Consider the following 13,311-nt stretch of genomic DNA (forward strand, 5'->3'; position numbering starts at 1 on the left):
AGGCCGGTCGGGAGGGCGGGCGGGCGGCGCGCTGCGCCCGGTGCGGGCGGGCTCCCTCGTGCACGCGGCCGGCGTCGTGTGGCCGAGGATCGATGAGCGTACCGTTCGGTAACCGGACAAATGGACTGTACAGAGGTCCTTCACGTCGCTCAACTGCCAAACCGGTTACGAAGCGGTCACAAGCCACTCGCGACGGCACATGTATAGTCCGGGCGAACGTTCCGCGTCCGATTCATGGGAGCACCGTGTCCTGGGACCCGCAAGCCCTGCCCGACCTCACCGGCCGCACGTTCGCGGTCACCGGAGGGAACGCCGGTGTCGGCTACTTCATCACCGAGCAGCTCGCCGCCGCCGGCGCCCGGGTGGTGATCCTCGGCCGGGACCCCGGCCGCCTGGACCTGGCCGTGCGGGCCGTCCGCGACCGGGTCCCCGAGGCGCTCCTGACGACCGTTGCCCTGGATCTCGCCGACCTCGAATCGGTGGCCCTCGCCGCCGCCGAGCTCAACCGGCTGGACCGCCTGGACGCGCTGATCGAGAACGCCGGCGTCACCCAGCCGGGGCGGAAGCGGCGGACCACCCGGCAGGGGTTCGAGCTGGCCGTGGGGACCAACCATCTCGGGCACTTCGCGCTCACCGCGCTGGCCATGCCCGTCCTGAGCGCCACGCCGGGCAGCAGGGTCGTGCCGATGGGCAGCATGATCACCAAGATGATCCGGTTCGACCTCGGCGACCTGCAGAGCGAGCGCTCCTATGGTCAGTACCACGCGTACGCCCAGTCCAAGCACGCCGTGCAGATCTTCGGGATCGAGCTGGACCGCCGCCTGCGGGCCGCGGGCACCGGCATGCGGGCCGTCATCGCGCACCCGGGCTTCGCCGTCGACAGCTCGGCTCCACGTCGCGAGGGGATCAACGAGCCGGCCGCGCTAGCCCGCCTGTCGGCCCACCTGCTGGCGCCGATGGCGCATGGCAAGGACCGCGGCGCCTGGCCCGCGGTCCGCGCGGCGGCCGACCCCGATGCGCCCGGCGGCGCGTTCTACGGTCCCGCGCGCGACCTGTTCCCCGGCGCGGCACGCGTCCCCCGGGAGCATCAGGTCGCCGAGATCGACCGCGACCCCGAGCTCGGCACCCGGCTGTGGGACCTCTCCCAGAAGCTGACCGGCGTGGAGTTCCCCCTCCCGGCCGCCCGGCCCTGAGCCCGCTCGGACCGCCCCCGGGCGAGGGAGGCGGCCGGCGCCGCGCCGATCGGGCTTGACGCGTCCTTCGGTCATCGCCGGGAAGTGCACGGGTTGCACAGGTGTGGGAGTGTTGTAGCCGGGGAGAACCGGAAGGCTCGGATTCGAGGGCTGCTGCGGGGTGGTTCGGTGATCGACAGGCACGAGGCGCAGGGGCCCGGTCACGCCGGGTCATGCCGCCATGACCGGCGCGGGCGGCGCGGCGGTCGCCGATGCGAGGACCGCGGGCGGCGTACGCGCCGCGGGCGCGGAGCGGACAGGTCGTGCCCGGTCGATTACGCTCGCGCTCATGCCGAACCGTGATCCCCGCTGGGTGCTGGGGGAACGCCCCTCCGTCGGACTGATCATCGGCCTGGTCGTGGCCGGCCTCTGCGCGCTGGTGTCGTTGTCGTTCGACGTCTTCAACGGCGAGCCGGTGCAGTTCTTCATCGCGCTCGCCCTCGCGCTGGCCCCGGTGCCGGTGCTGCTGGCCGGGCTCCTCGGGCTCGACCGCATGGAGCCCGAGCCGCGCAAGGACCTGGCGTTCGCGTTCATGTGGGGCGCCGGCGTCGCCGTGCTGGTGGCCGGGCTGCTCAACAGCCTCAACCTCAGGTACGTCAGCACCGCCCTCCACGACGCCGCCCAGGCGCGCAACCTGGTGGCGACCTTCGGCGCGCCGGTGGTCGAGGAGACGATGAAGGGCCTGGTGCTGCTCGGCCTGCTGCGCTGGCGCCGTCAGGAACTCGACGGGCCCACCGACGGCATCATCTACGCCGGCATGGTGGGCCTCGGCTTCGCGATGAGCGAGAACGTCAGCTACTACATCATGGCCCAGGACCAGCACGGCTTCCAGGGCCTCGCGGTCACCGTCGTGCTGCGGGGCATCCTGTCGCCGTTCGCCCATCCGCTGTTCACCTCGATGATCGGCATCGCGGTGGCCTACACCGCGCAGCGCCGCGGCCCGGTGCGCGGGGGAGTGGTGCTGCTCGGCTGGGCGGGCGCCGTGCTGCTGCACGGCATCTGGAACGGGTTCACCTCCTACGCCGGGCTGCTGGGGCTGGCCCTGGCCTACCTGCTGCTCATGATCCTGTTCTTCGTCGAGCTGAGCGTGATCGTCCGCGACCGCAAGCGCATCGTCGGCCTCATCCAGTTCTATCTGCCGGCCTACGGCGGGCTCGGGCTGGTCACCAATGTCGACGTCTTCATGCTGACCTCCCTGAAGGGCAGGCGGCAGGCACGTCAGTGGGCCAAGGCCTACGGCGGCCAGGCCGGCCTGTACGCCATGCGCGACTACCAGGTGGCGGCGACCGAGCTCGGCCTGCTGCACGAGCGCGTGGCGCGGGGCGTGATCGACCGGGAGACCTTCGAGAGTCATCGGGAGGCCCTGCTCGCGTGCATGAGCGCGGCCAAGGCGGCCTTCCCGGCTCCCGAGCGGCACCAGGCGGCCATCGCCGGGGGCGCCGCGCCGCCCGGCTACGCCCCCGGCCACGACACCTGGCACTCGGCCTCGCCCTACCCGCCGCGCGACGGGTTCCCGCGCGATCCCTTCCCTGTCGACCCCGGCGGCCCCGAACGCCGGCAGGGGCCGCCCGGATCACCGGGCGCCCGGTGAGCACACGTCGCGGAGCGAAGGGCCGGGCGGGTCCGGCGGCGATGTGACGCACGGCCTTGCCGCGCGTGGAGGCCCGTGTTTGAATCTTGTTGCGCGGATGTCGATGGCCATGTCCGAAACCCTCACCGGATGGCCGGGCGGCACTGGACGGGTGCCGCGAGATGACCCACTTGTACGGCGCGCCGTGCGCGCGCCCGCCAACCGCCGGCTCGGCGGCGGCATCCGCGAACGCGAAGAGGAAACACGTGAAGACCTACGCGAAGGCGGCCACGCTGGTCGCCGTGGCGGTCGTGGCCGGAGGAGTGACCGCGCTGGGCCTGCAGCGCTCGGACGGAGTCTCCGCGGGCGGCCCGGTGCCGCCGTCGAGTTCCGCACCGCCGGTGACCCCCACCCCGGCCCCGGCCTCGTCGCCGGCGTCCGCGCCGTCCTCCCCGCCGGGGCCGACCTCGTGCTCGGCGGCCGTGACGCTCGCCAAGAGCTGGCAGGGCGGCTTCCAGGCGAAGGTGACCATCGAGAACACCGGGGCCAACCCGCTGAACCAGTGGTACGTCCAGTGGATGATGCCGATGGGGATCACCATGACCCAGGCGTGGGGCGGGACGCGCATGCAGAGCGGCCCGGTCGGCATGATCCACGCGCCGCAGGAGATCCCGAGACTCACCCCGGGAAAGTCGGCGACCGCGGGGTTCGTGGCCACGATGACCGGCTCGACGCCACCGGCGTTCACCAACGTGACCTGCGGCTGATCCTGGTCCGGCGGCTCAGGGTGAAGCGGGGCGGGCGGGGGAGACGGGGCGCTCAGGGGCCGGGCACACGTGAACCCCGGCGCCGGACCGTGAGGCGGAGAGGCACTTCCGCCTCACGGTGGCAGCGTCCGAATGCGGACGGGATACGCGGTTGTCGTGGCACCTGACGAGAGGCGTCACCTCCTGCCGTCGACGACCGGACCTGAAGATGTATGGGAGCGCTCCCATGCGCGCGATCGGACCTTACCGTGCAGATCGGCGGATCCGAAGCCTGATCTGGTCGCACTGTGCCGCCGGCGGAGAAGCCGCAGGTCCGGATGGCACCACCGGCCCCGCCCTGTGAAACTTTCGCAAGGTCCGCCGAAATACGCCGGCCCCGCGCCCGTCCTCGTCCTCGACGCCCGGACGGCGAGATCAGGAGGCCGGGCCGACGAGACGGTCCAAGGAGGTCTCGCGCGGGCCGGGGAAGACCGGCGCCGACCTCAGCACGACCGCGTCCAGGAATCCCTTGGCGGTCGCGCCGAACTCCCGGACGGCGTAGACGTAGGTCGGCAGCGGGAACGCGCTGGAGGAGTCGTCGCCCACCCCGAACACCGAGAGCCCCGCGGCCCGGCACAGGGCGACGGCGCGCGGCAGGTGGAAGTCCTGGGTGACGACGATGAGCCGGCGCGCCCCGAACACCTGGCGCGCCCGGACACAGGAGTCCCAGGTGTCGAAGCCCGCGTAGTCCAGCACCAGCACACCGGCCGGCACCCCGTGCGCGACCAGGTAGTCGCGCATGGCCGACGGCTCGTCGTATCCCACCCGGCTGTTGTCGCCCGACAGCAGCAGGGCCCGCACCTTGCCCGCCCGGTACAGTTCGGCGGCGATGTCCAGGCGGGCGGCCAGCATCGCCGTGGGAGAGGAGTCGTGGTACAGGCCCGCTCCGAGCACCAGGCCGACCGGGAACGCCGGAACCGCGCGCGCCCAACCCGGCGCGGTGCCGGCCGTCATGCGGTGGCCGGTCGTGGACAGCCACGCCCACGTCATCGGCGCGAGCCCGAGCAGGCTGAGCACGACCGCCGCGTGGAACGCGCGGCGCTGGACGGCCCGCGAACGCGCGAACGCCCGCACTGAACGCAGGCGGCTGAGCATCGAATCAGACGCCCGCGGCGTCCAGATGGTCCTCCTCGGCCACGGTGGCGCCGGCCGGGCCGCGCGAGCGCATGAGGTACACCACGCGCAGGGTGGCGATCCACACCAGCGCGGCCCCGAGCACGTGCAGGGCCACCAGCAGGGCGGGCACGGCGAGGAAGTACTGCACGTAGCCGATCACGCCCTGGGCCAGCTCGACGCCGAGCAGGACCAGCGCGGCCCGCCTGGCGCGGCCGGGGGAGTCGGTCACGTGCAGGGCGAACAGCAGGGCGAAGGTCAGGCCGAGCACGACCCACACGACGTCGGCGTGCAGCCGGGCCACCGACTCGATGTCGAAGGCGAACCGCGAGGCGGCGTCGTCACCCGAGTGCGGGCCGGTGCCGGTGACCACGACCCCGGCGACGAGCAGCACCGCGACCGCGGCGATCAGGACGAACCCCAGCGTGCGGATGTCGCGGTGCACGAGCCGCCGCGGCGGGGCGTCCCCCTCGCCGGAGCGGGCGTACAGCGCGAACGCGGCGGCCGTCATGCCGATGGACAGCAAGAAATGCACGCTCACCGTGACCGGGTTGAGCACGCTGTGCACGACCACGCCGCCCCACAGCGCCTGCCCCGCGACGCCCGCCGGCTGGATCCAGGCCAGCCGCACCAGCGAGGAGCGGCGCGGGGAGACCCGGGTCACCGCGACCACGCAGGCGATCGCCACGGCCAAAACCAGGAAGGTCAGCAACCGGTTGCCGAACTCGATGGCCATGTTCATCGGAGAGTGCGCGTCGTGCGCGGCGGGGACGAAGCTGCCGGGCGTGCAGCGGGGCCAGGTGGGGCAGCCGAGGCCGGAACCGGTGAGCCGGACCGCCGCGCCCGTCACCGTGATGCCGACGTTGACGATCACGGCGGCCACGGCCCACCCGCGCACGCTCGCGGGAGTGGGCGACCAGGCGGAGTGGAACAGGTCGAGGGCGCGGCCCCCCACATGGTCGCGCAGGGCGCTCGGCTTGCGGACCTCCGCGTCGGCTCTGGGCTGGTCTGCTACGGTCACGGCACACATCGTAGGCGGCCCCCCGGCCGGTCCCGCCCCGAACCCTCCCGCCCGCCGCCGTGGCTCCCGCCCCGCGCTCCCCTGCCAGGCCCCGGCCGACCGGTGGGGAAAGATATGGGGATAAGGCGACGTTGATTCACTTATCGGATATGTGACATATTACTGACTCGCCGGGAGAGGGGCGGAGGGCGACAATGGCCGACGTCGTGGTGATCGGCGCCGGGATGGTCGGGGCGGCGTGCGCGTACTTCGCCGCGCGGGCCGGCCTGGACGTCACCGTCGTCGACCGCGGCCCGGTCGCGGCCGGCACCACCGGCGCGGGCGAGGGCAACATCCTGGTCTCCGACAAGGAGCCCGGCCCCGAGCTGGAGCTGGCCCTGCTGTCCGGACGGCTGTGGCGCGAGCTGGCGGAGCTCGGCGGGTTCGAGTACGAGGCCAAGGGCGGCCTGGTGGTCGCCGAGACCGGCGAGGTGCTCGGCGAGCTCACCCGGCTGGCCGCCGCCCAGGCCGCCAGAGGCGTCGCATCGGTGGCCGTGCCGCCCGGCGAACTGCCCGCCCGCGAGCCCAACCTGGCCGCCGGCCTCGCGGGCGGCGTCCTCTACCCGCAGGACGCCCAGGTGCAGCCCATGCTCGCCGCCGCCGTGCTGCTGCGGCACGCCCCCGGCGCGCGCCTGCGTACGGGGGTCACCGTCACCGGGTTCCTGCGCCACGGCGACCGGGTCACCGGAGTCCGCACCGACAAGGGCGACATCCCGGCCGGCGCGGTCGTCAACGCCGCGGGCACCTGGAGCGGCCAGGTGGCAGCGCTGGCCGGCCTCGACCTGCCCGTGCTGCCCCGCCGCGGGTTCATCCTGGTCACCGAGCCGCTCACCGGCGCGGGCGGCGAGCCGCCGATCAGGCACAAGGTCTACACCGCCGCCTACGTCGCGGGCGTGGCGAGCGACTCGGCCGATCTGTCCACCAGCGCCGTCATCGAGGGCACCCAGGCCGGCACGGTGCTCATCGGCGCGAGCCGCGAGCGGGTGGGGTTCGACCGCACCCTCTCCATCCCGGTGCTGGAGATCCTGGCCCGCCAGGCCGTCGCGCTGTTCCCCTTCCTCGCCGCGCGCCGCGTGATCAGGGCCTACTGCGGCTTCCGGCCGTACTGTCCGGACCACCTGCCCGTGATCGGCCCGGACCCGCGCGCCCCCGGGCTGTACCACGCGTGCGGGCACGAGGGCGCGGGGATCGGCCTGGCCCCCGCCACCGGACACCTTCTCGCGGGGTTCCTCACCGGCGCCGCCCCCGAGGTGGACCCGGCACCGTTCCGCCCGGAGAGGTTCGCCGCATGACCCCCACCCCCCGTCCCGGCGGCTCCGCCGGCGAGCCCCGGCACGCGGGGCGCCTGGTGGGCGCGCGGCCGGAGCCCGGTTTCGAGATCACCGTGGACGGACGCCCGCTCGCGGTCGTGCCCGGGCAGACGATCGGCGCCGCCCTGTACGCCGGCGGGGTGCGCGCGTGGCGGACCACCCGCTTCGACGGGCGGCCCCGGGGACTGTTCTGCGGCATCGGGGTGTGCTTCGACTGCCTGGTGACGGTCAACGGCGAGCAGGCGCTGCGGGCCTGCCAGACCGAGGCCCGCCCGGGGGACGAGGTGAGCACCGGATGAGCGACGCGGCGGCCGGCCCGGTCGCGGACCTGGCGGTGATCGGCGCGGGGCCCGCGGGGATGGCCGCGGCCGTCGCCGCCGCCGGGGCGGGACTGCGCGTGGTGCTGATCGACGCGGGGCCGCGGCTGGGCGGGCAGTACTTCCGGCACCCGCCGCCCGGCTTCCACGCCCGGCGGCCCGGCGCGCTGCACCACGGGTTCGCGCGGTTCACCCACCTGGCCGCCGAGCTCGACCGGCACGGCGCCGAGATCCGGCTGCGTCACCGCGTCTGGGCCGTCGAACGGGGCGTCCCCGCCGCGCATTCTCCGGACCGGACCGGCACGGACGTCCCGTCCGCCGCTCCTCGGACCCGGCCGGGCACGAGCGCGGGTGGAGCCCTCACCGGCCCTGAAGGCCCGCTGAGGACGGCCGGCGGGGAGACCGGCCCGCGGGACATGCCGGGCACGGGCCCGGCGGAGCCGGCACTGGACGGCTGCGTGCTGGTGCACTGCCTGGCGGGTGATCGGGAGGAGCGGCGCGAGCAGGTCGCCGCCCGCAGCCTGGTGATCGCCACGGGGGCGCATGACCGGGTGCTGCCGTTCCCCGGCTGGGACCTGCCCGGAGTGTTCACGGCGGGCGGCGCCCAGGCTCTGCTCAAGGGCGACCTGGTGGTCGCCGGGCGCACGGTCGTCGTGGCCGGCTCCGGCCCCTTCCTGCTGCCCGTCGCCACCGGCCTGGCCGCGGCCGGCGCCCGGGTGGCCGCGGTGCTGGAGGCCGGCCGCCGGCTGGCCGCCGTCCCCGCGCTGGCCGCCCACCCGGCCAGGCTCGCCGAGGCCGCAGGGTACGCCCGCCGCCTGGCCTGGCACCGCATCCCCTACCTCGGACGGCACACGGTGATCGCCGCCCACGGGCGCGACGGCCTGACCCACGTGACCGTGGCCGACCTCGACCGCGACTGGACGCCGCGCCGCCGCCGTACCATCGCCTGCGACGCGCTCGCCGTCGGCTACGGCTTCGTCCCGCAGATCGAGCTGGCCACCCAGCTCGGCTGCGCCACCCGCGGCGACGGCGACGGCGGCCCGGTCGTCGTGGTGGACGCCGGGATGCGCACCAGCGTGCCGGGCGTCTACGCGGCGGGCGAGCCCACCGGAGTCGGCGGCGCGGAGCTTGCCGAGGCCGAGGGCTGGATCGCCGGCCGCGCCGTCGCCGCCGACCTCGGCCGCCGGGTGCGGCCCGCGCCCGCGCTCGCCGCCCGCAGAGATCGGCTCGCCGCCTTCGCCGCGGCGCTCAGCCGGGCCTATCCGGTACGGGACGGCTGGCGGAGCTGGCTGACCGGCGACACGCTGATCTGCCGCTGCGAGGAGGTCCCCTACGCGCGGCTCACCGAGGCGGCGGCCCTGGGCGCCACCGACGCCCGCGCGCTGAAGCTGCTGGCCCGCCCCGGCATGGGCTGGTGCCAGGGCAGGGTCTGCGGATACGCCGTCGCCCGCCTCGCCGGCGCCGAGGCCGAGCCGCCGCGGCGTCCGATCGCCCAGCCCATCCGGCTCGGCGACCTCGCGGCGGGCGCCGGAGCACTCGGCCATCCCCTGGGGGACGACCGGCCGTCGGACCCGGCGCCGGCCCCCGCGGCGGGCGGTGGTGCCGATGCCACGGCGGACCCGGCGGCCGACCGCACAGAGGACCGCACGGCGGACCCGGCGGCGGAGTCCACGACCGACTTCGCCGCGGCCCCGCGAGACGGTCTCACGGCCGACCGGCGGCGACCCCGACGACGGCGTACCCAGCAGGAGAGGACTCCAGATGACGACGACCCGTGAGCGGCCCTGGCACGGCGTGATGGTGGCGACCGCGCTGCCGCTCCGCGACGACCTGAGCGTCGACTTCGACCGCTACGCCGAGCACTGCCGCGATCTGATCGCCCAGGGCTGCGACGGCGTGGTGCCCAACGGCTCGCTCGGGGAGTACCAGACCCTGACCCCCGAGGAGCGCGGCCGCGTGGTCGACACCGCGGTCGCGGCCGTGGGCGGCGACCGGGTGATGCCCGGCGTCGCGGCGTACGGTGCGGACGAGGCACGCCGCTGGGCGGAGCAGGCCGCCGAGGCCGGCTGCCGGGCGGTGATGCTGCTGCCGCCCAACGCCTACCGCGCCGACGAACGTGCCGTCCTCGCGCACTACCGCGAGGTCGCCGCGGCCGGCCTGCCGATCGTCGCCTACAACAACCCCTACGACACCAAGGTGGACCTGGTCCCCGCGCTGCTGGCCGAGCTGCACGCCGAAGGGCTCATCGCCGGCGTGAAGGAGTTCACCGGCGACGTGCGCCGCGCCTACGAGATCGCCGAGCTGGCCCCCGGCCTCGACCTGCTGGTCGGCTCGGACGACGTGCTGCTGGAGCTGGCCCTGGCCGGAGCGGTGGGCTGGGTGGCCGGGTACCCCAACGCGCTGCCCGGCGCGTGCGTGAGGCTGTACCGGGCCGCCGTGGCGGGCGACCTGGCCACCGCCCTGCCGCTCTACCGCACGCTGCACCCGTTGCTGCGCTGGGACGCCAGGACGGAGTTCGTCCAGGCCATCAAGCTGTCGATGGACCTGGCCGGCCGGTACGGCGGCCCGTGCCGGAAGCCGCGCGCGCCGTTGACCGCCGAGCAGGAGGCCGTCGTGCGCGCGGCCACCGAGAAGGCGCTCGCCGAAGGGCTGCGGTGACGCCGTGGTGCGCAGCAGGAAGATCTTCCACGTGGTCGACTCGCACACCGAGGGCATGCCGACCCGCGTGGTCACCGGGGGAGTGGGCGTCATCCCCGGCGCGAGCATGGCCGAGCGCCGCGAGTACTTCATGGCGAACCTGGACCACGTCCGCAAGCTGCTGATGTTCGAGCCGCACGGGCACTCGGCGATGAGCGGCGCGATCCTGCAGCCGCCCACCCGGTCGGACGCCGACTACGGCGTGCTGTACATCGAGGTGTCCGGCTGCCTGCCCATGTGCGGGCACGGCACCATCGGCGTCGCGACGGTGCTGGTGGAGACCGGCATGGTGGAGGTGACCGAGCCGGTCACCACCGTCCGGCTGGACACCCCGGCCGGGCTGGTCGTCGCGACGGTGCTGGTCGAGGACGGCGCCGCCGCGGCGGTGACCATCCAGAACGTGCCGTCGTTCAGCGTCGCGCTGGACGCGACGGTCAAGGTGCCCGGCATCGGCGAGGTGACCTACGACCTGGCCTACGGCGGCAACTTCTACGCGATCCTGCCCATCGCGTCGGTGGGGCTGCCGTTCGACCGGGCGTACGGGCAGCGCATCCTGGACGCCGGGCTGGCGATCGCCGCGGCGATCAACGAGGCCGGTGAGCCCGTCCACCCCGAGGACCCGGGCATCCGGGGCTGTCATCACGTGCAGTTCGTCGCCCCCGGCTCCGACGCCCGGCTGTCACGGCACGCGATGGCCATCTACCCGGGCTGGTTCGACCGCTCGCCGTGCGGCACGGGCACCAGCGCGCGCATGGCGCAGTTGCACGCGCGCGGCGAGCTGCGGCTCGGGGAGGACTTCGTCAACGAGTCGTTCATCGGTACGAGGTTCACCGGGCGGCTGACCGGGGAGACCGAGGTGGCCGGGCGGCCCGCCGTCCTGCCCGCGATCACCGGGCGGGCGTGGCTGACCGGTACGGCCCAGCACTTCCTGGACCCGCGCGATCCCTTCCCGGAGGGCTTCCTGCTCTGACTCGCGCGTGGCGCCGCCTCCGGAAGGGCCGCCGCCCGGTCCGCGCCCCGGCGGGCCGAGCGCCCCCGCCGGGCCCTGCGTGGTCCATCTAGTGAACTAATGTTTCATATAGTGGGATAGAACCCTGATGCTTGGAGAGGGATTCACGATGGGTGTTGTCGAGAGCCGGTCCCCCCAGAACCCGGCCGACGTGGTCGCGAGCGCCCCGGCCGCCGGGGGCGCGGGCGTCGCCGAGGCCGTGCGCCGGGCACGCGAGGCGCAGCGCGGCTGGGCCGGGGCGAACGCCGCCGAGCGCGCGTCCGCCCTGTCGTCCGCCGCCGCGGCCGTCGCGGGAGCCGCCGGGGAACTGGCCGCGCTCGCCGTCCGCGAGGTCGGCAAGCCGATCACCGAGGCCAAGGGAGAGGTGGCCCGCGCCGCGGCCATCCTGCGCTACTACTCCCAGCAGGTCTTCGACCCGGTGGGCGCGGTCCACGAGCCCTCCGGCTCCGGGCTCTCCTACACCCGCAGGCGCCCGCACGGCGTGGCCGGTCTCATCACGCCGTGGAACTTCCCGCTGGCCATCCCCCTGTGGAAGGCCGCGCCCGCCCTCGCCTTCGGCAACGCCGTCGTGCTCAAACCCGCCCCGCAGGCGCTCGGCTGCGCGCTGCGCCTGGCCGAGCTGCTCGGCCTGCCCGAGGACGTGTTCCAGGTGGTGCCGGGCGACGCCGAGGAGGGCGTTGCGCTGATCGAGGCCGCCGACGTGATCTCCTTCACCGGCTCGGCGGCCGTGGGCCGCAAGGTGGCCGTGGCCGCGGTGGGCCGCGGCGTCCCGGTGCAGGCCGAGATGGGCGGGCAGAACCCCAGCGTCGTCCTGGACGACGCCAACCTGGAGGCCGCCGCCGGGCAGATCGCCGCGGCCGCCTTCGGCTACGCCGGGCAGAAGTGCACCGCCACCAAGCGCGTGATCACCGTCGGCAACGGCGCGGAGGTGCGCGAGGCGCTGGTCGCCGCCATCGCCAAGCTCGGCGTCGGCGACCCCGCCGACCCCGGCACCGCCGTCGGCCCGGTCATCGAGCGGGAGGCCCGCGACCGGGTGCTCGCCGCCACCGCCGGCGGCCGGGTGCTCGCCGGGGGGCAGGCGCTCGACCGGGACGGCTGGTTCGCCGCTCCCACGCTGGTCGACGGGGCCGAGCCCGGCCATGTGCTGGCGCGTGAGGAGGTCTTCGGGCCGATCTGCCTGGTGCAGGACGCCGGGTCGGTGGAGGAGGCGGTGGCCCTGGCCAACGGCGTGCCCTATGGCCTGGCCTCGGCCGTGTACACCCGCGATCTGGACCGTGCGCTGGAGGTGTCCTCGCGTCTGGAGAGCGGGCTGGTCAAGGTGAACACCCCGACCACCGGGGTGGACTTCTACCTGCCGTTCGGCGGGGAGAAGGACTCCAGCTACGGCCCGCGCGAGCAGGGCAAGGCCGCCCAGGAGTTCTACACGACCACCCACACCATCGCCATCGCCCCCGCCGGAAACTGACCCTTCGCCGCCGTGGCGGGGCGCTGGTCCCGGGCCGGCGGGGCCGGGCCGCCGCGGGACGCGGCGTACGCGCGGCCCGGCCGCCGGGTCCAGGCCGGCCGCGGCCCCGGCGGCGTCGCGGAGCGCCGGCCGCGGGCGGCCGGTGGACCTGGCCCGATCCTGGCGGGTCGGCCGCTCCGGGCCCCTCTCGGCCGCTTGTGGCCGACCGCCCGGCCGCGCCGCGCGTCCGGCCATCGCCGCGAGCGCCGTCCTCGCCGAGCGCTCCTTCCCCGTCAGGAGCCTCGCTCAGCCGGCGTGACGCTTTGCGGGCGGCGCTCGGCGGGCGGACCCGGTACGGCGGCGGGGGCGGGCCCGGGGCCGCATGGCGCGGGTCCGGGTGAAACTTGCAGGGGCGACCTGGCACTTCGCGGCTTCGCCCGGTCACGGTCTCGACACGCGGCGACGCGTGCGTTTACCGTCCGCGCACCGGTACGGCCGATACGGCCGGGCGACCGGGTGATGCCCATCCCCTCTCCCAGGGAGTCACCATGCGACGGCCGCTTCTCCGCGCACTCCTCGCGGCGCTCACCCTGCTGGCCGGGCTCGTGGTGAGCACACCCGCGCTCTCCGCGGCGGCCCCCGTGCGGATCATGCCACTCGGCGACTCCATCACCGGCGGGCCCGGCTGCTGGCGGGCTCTGCTCTGGGACCGTCTGCAACGTACGGGCTTCACGAACATCGACTTCGTCGGCA

General features: G+C 74.9%; 11 protein-coding genes and 1 pseudogene. 10 read left to right on the forward strand and 2 right to left on the reverse strand.

The window, feature by feature from the left end; translation table 11 throughout:
• Positions 1-245: 245 nt before the first annotated feature.
• From IEY93_RS14115 to IEY93_RS14125, 3 genes are all read left to right on the forward strand, one after another.
• Positions 246-1,193 carry an SDR family NAD(P)-dependent oxidoreductase gene (locus IEY93_RS14115; protein WP_189163500.1) on the forward strand — a complete coding sequence of 316 codons (948 nt, stop codon included), beginning with the start codon at positions 246-248 and terminating at the stop codon, positions 1,191-1,193.
• A 328-nt stretch (positions 1,194-1,521) separates the two neighbouring features.
• On the forward strand, positions 1,522-2,823 hold the full coding sequence (locus IEY93_RS14120) for a PrsW family intramembrane metalloprotease (RefSeq protein WP_189163501.1): 1,302 nt from the start codon (positions 1,522-1,524) through the stop codon (positions 2,821-2,823).
• Between the two features lie 245 nt (positions 2,824-3,068).
• Positions 3,069-3,569: a cellulose binding domain-containing protein gene (locus IEY93_RS14125; protein WP_189163502.1), complete on the forward strand. Its 501-nt coding sequence runs from the start codon at positions 3,069-3,071 to the stop codon at positions 3,567-3,569.
• Positions 3,570-3,983: 414 nt separating this feature from the next.
• Here IEY93_RS14125 and IEY93_RS14130 read toward each other — a convergent pair whose 3' ends face one another.
• Together IEY93_RS14130 and IEY93_RS14135 are read right to left on the reverse strand one after the other, a co-directional pair.
• Positions 3,984-4,682 (reverse strand): SanA/YdcF family protein, encoded by a 699-nt coding sequence (locus tag IEY93_RS14130; protein ID WP_229691119.1) that lies wholly within the window; start codon positions 4,680-4,682, stop codon positions 3,984-3,986.
• A 25-nt stretch (positions 4,683-4,707) separates the two neighbouring features.
• Positions 4,708-5,742, reverse strand: coding sequence for a COX15/CtaA family protein (locus IEY93_RS14135; protein ID WP_229691120.1), 1,035 nt, complete (start codon positions 5,740-5,742; stop codon positions 4,708-4,710).
• Positions 5,743-5,936: 194 nt separating this feature from the next.
• Here IEY93_RS14135 and IEY93_RS14140 point away from each other — a divergent pair, with 194 nt between their 5' ends.
• The 7 genes and pseudogenes from IEY93_RS14140 to IEY93_RS38120 all read left to right on the forward strand — a co-directional run.
• Positions 5,937-7,073 carry an NAD(P)/FAD-dependent oxidoreductase gene (locus IEY93_RS14140; RefSeq protein WP_189163505.1) on the forward strand — a complete coding sequence of 379 codons (1,137 nt, stop codon included), beginning with the start codon at positions 5,937-5,939 and terminating at the stop codon, positions 7,071-7,073.
• Positions 7,070-7,390, forward strand: a complete 321-nt coding sequence (locus IEY93_RS14145; RefSeq protein ID WP_189163506.1) for a (2Fe-2S)-binding protein — start codon at positions 7,070-7,072, stop codon at positions 7,388-7,390. Before IEY93_RS14140 ends, IEY93_RS14145 begins: the two co-directional genes overlap by 4 nt.
• Entirely contained in the window at positions 7,387-9,186 is a 1,800-nt protein-coding gene (locus tag IEY93_RS38115) for an FAD-dependent oxidoreductase (RefSeq protein WP_203968371.1), read from the forward strand. The genes IEY93_RS14145 and IEY93_RS38115 overlap by 4 nt, the downstream gene beginning before the upstream one ends.
• Complete coding sequence (locus IEY93_RS14160; RefSeq protein ID WP_189163507.1) at positions 9,170-10,066, forward strand: dihydrodipicolinate synthase family protein; 897 nt, start codon at positions 9,170-9,172, stop codon at positions 10,064-10,066. Before IEY93_RS38115 ends, IEY93_RS14160 begins: the two co-directional genes overlap by 17 nt.
• Positions 10,067-10,073: 7 nt before the next feature.
• On the forward strand, positions 10,074-11,075 hold the full coding sequence (locus IEY93_RS14165) for a proline racemase family protein (protein WP_189163605.1): 1,002 nt from the start codon (positions 10,074-10,076) through the stop codon (positions 11,073-11,075).
• A 148-nt stretch (positions 11,076-11,223) separates the two neighbouring features.
• Entirely contained in the window at positions 11,224-12,579 is a 1,356-nt protein-coding gene (locus IEY93_RS14170) for an aldehyde dehydrogenase family protein (protein WP_189163508.1), read from the forward strand.
• Positions 12,580-13,106: 527 nt separating this feature from the next.
• Positions 13,107-13,311 (forward strand): annotated as a pseudogene (locus tag IEY93_RS38120) (hypothetical protein); the annotation flags it as partial.

Origin of the sequence: Sphaerisporangium melleum (genome assembly GCF_014646695.1) — a bacterium.
GTDB classification, from domain to species: domain Bacteria; phylum Actinomycetota; class Actinomycetes; order Streptosporangiales; family Streptosporangiaceae; genus Sphaerisporangium; species Sphaerisporangium melleum.

Excerpts from the sequence above, each read along its gene's own strand:
- IEY93_RS14145 (WP_189163506.1), top strand. The coding sequence starts at position 7,070 with ATGACCCCCACCCCCCGTCCCGGCGGCTCCGCCGGCGAGCCCCGGCAC.
- IEY93_RS38115 (WP_203968371.1), top strand. The coding sequence starts at position 7,387 with ATGAGCGACGCGGCGGCCGGCCCGGTCGCGGACCTGGCGGTGATCGGC.
- IEY93_RS14120 (WP_189163501.1), top strand. The coding sequence starts at position 1,522 with ATGCCGAACCGTGATCCCCGCTGGGTGCTGGGGGAACGCCCCTCCGTC.
- IEY93_RS14170 (WP_189163508.1), top strand. The coding sequence starts at position 11,224 with ATGGGTGTTGTCGAGAGCCGGTCCCCCCAGAACCCGGCCGACGTGGTC.
- IEY93_RS14160 (WP_189163507.1), top strand. The coding sequence starts at position 9,170 with ATGACGACGACCCGTGAGCGGCCCTGGCACGGCGTGATGGTGGCGACC.
- IEY93_RS14140 (WP_189163505.1), top strand. The coding sequence starts at position 5,937 with ATGGCCGACGTCGTGGTGATCGGCGCCGGGATGGTCGGGGCGGCGTGC.